This is a genomic window from Pseudoxanthomonas sp. LjRoot204_2 (genome assembly GCF_056175765.1).
This window is the reverse complement of record NZ_JBGFFG010000541.1, coordinates 1-1970: the sequence shown is the minus strand read 5'-3', so window position 1 is coordinate 1970 and position 1970 is coordinate 1. Positions and strand designations below refer to the sequence as shown.

The following is a 1970-nucleotide window of genomic DNA, read 5'->3' as shown; positions in this document are numbered from 1 at the left end:
GCCCGTGCGTCGGGACAATTGGCCGATGTTCATGCGGGAACTCCTTGAAGTGCCTGCAGTCTGCACCCTGGAGTAGGCTCCAGAGTCAAGCGTGGGGCCGGCATCCGTGCCGGCKGCAGGATCAGGGCCTGTGTTCGGTGTACGGCTTCGTGCTTCCGTCCTTGCCCAGCGCGAGCACGGTGTACGGAGACACGTCGGCAACGTCCACTTCCATGCCGGGCGAGCCGAGCGGCATGCCCGGCAGGACCAGGCCACGGATGGCTGGCCTTACGCGCAGCAGGCGTCGGATGTCCGAGGCCGGCACGTGGCCTTCGACGACGTAGCCTTCGATTTCGGCCGTGTGGCAAGACGCATGCTCGGGGAGGATGCCGAGGCGCTCCTTCACCGGGCTCATGGCTTCTTCGACGCGATCGTCGACAGTGAAGCCTTCCTTGCGCAGGTGCTCGACCCACAGGTGGCAACAGCCGCAGTACGCGTCGCGGTGGACGATGATTTTCGACGTGGTCGCCGCTGCGGCCTTTCGGGGCGGCGCGGCATGCGCGCTTCCGGTCGTCACCGCCTGCGAACAGGCGGTGGCTAGGAAGGCGAGCAGGCACAAGGCGATGGCGCGGGGCAGGGGAGTGCGTTGTGTCATGGTGTGCTCCATCAGAACCAGACCCGGATGCCCGCCACGACGCGCGTGTCACGGGTGGATTCGCCGGCCGAACGCTTGAGATCGGCGGTGTCGCCGAGCGCGCGTTCATGCACCACACCGACGTACGGCGCGAAACGGCGGGTGACTTCGTAGCGCAGGCGCAGGCCCGTTTCGATGCCGGTGAAGCCGCTGGCGATACCGTATTCGATGTCGTCGCGCGCGGCGACGTCCACCTCGACCAGGGGCTGCAGAATCAGCCTGTTGGTGATGCGCAGCGTGTACTCGGCTTCGACGTTCGCAGCGACCTGGCCGCCTTCGCCTACATACGCCGTCGCCGACACTTCGAACCGGTAGGGCGCGATGCCCTGCACGCCGACGGCCGCCCACGTACGCGCATCGCCGGGCTTGAAGTCCTGCTTCACGCCGGCCACCACGTCCCACCAGGGCGACACACTGCGTCCGTACAGCACTTCCAGGTCGGCACTTTCGGTATGGCCGCCGACACGTTCGCCTTCGCTGCGCAGCCACAGGCGATCGGTATCGGTGCCGAACCAGGCGCTGCCTTCCCAGGCCTGGCCGGTGCCTTCGTCGGCATCCCATACCTCCAGCCGGTTGAAGGTCACCTTGCTGTTGAAGGCCGGCGCATGCCCCATCGCGTGGTGGTCGATGTCGGGGAATGCAGCCTTCAGGTCCTCGGCGGTGACAGGTGGCACGGGCGCGCGCGGTGCCGACATCGCGGCGTGGTCATGCGCGCTGTGTCGCGCATGCTCATCCTGCTCCACCGCCGGCTCGCTGGCCGGAGGCGCGTGCTGCGCATGGTCGTGGTGCTGCGCGAACGCCGGCACGCCGGTGCCCGCCAACAGGGCAGCGACGCAGGCGAGACGGAGTGGGGCGGGGAAGGAGGTCTTCATGCTTCGATCCTCACTTCCCGCATCATGCCGGCTTCCATGTGGTACAGCAGGTGGCAGTGGAACGCCCACCGACCGAGCGCATCGGCGCGGACGCGGTAACTGCGTCGCGTGCCCGGTGGCATGTCAATGGTGTGCTTGCGCAGCTGGAAGCCGCTCTCTGCGTCCTCCAGATCGCTCCAGACGCCGTGCAGGTGGATCGGGTGCTGCATCATCGTGTCGTTGACCAGCACGATGCGCATGCGCTCACCGTACTTCAGCCGCAGCGGGTCGGCGCTGGCGAACGGAATGCCGTCGAACGACCAGGCGAATTTCTCCATGTGTCCGGTCAGGTGGAGTTCGACGGTGCGGCCCGGCTCGCGCCCATCGGGATCGTCGAACAGGCTGCGCATCGCGCCATAGGTCAGTACCTGGCGGCCGTTGTCGCG

General features: G+C 67.3%; 3 protein-coding genes. All 3 read right to left on the bottom strand.

Annotated features, from left to right (window positions below; all coding sequences use genetic code 11):
- Nucleotides 1–121 precede the first annotated feature (121 nt).
- The gene (locus AC04L7_RS17650; RefSeq protein ID WP_435998712.1) at nt 122–634 is read right to left on the bottom strand and encodes a DUF411 domain-containing protein; all 513 of its coding nucleotides are present in this window, start codon (nt 632–634) and stop codon (nt 122–124) included.
- 11 nt (nt 635–645) lie between these two features.
- Nucleotides 646–1545: a copper resistance protein B gene (locus AC04L7_RS17645; RefSeq protein ID WP_435998710.1), complete on the bottom strand. Its 900-nt coding sequence runs from the start codon at nt 1543–1545 to the stop codon at nt 646–648.
- A partial coding sequence (locus AC04L7_RS17640; protein WP_475513560.1) for a multicopper oxidase domain-containing protein occupies nt 1542–1970 on the bottom strand: 429 nt, incomplete at its 5' end. The genes AC04L7_RS17645 and AC04L7_RS17640, both read right to left, overlap by 4 nt.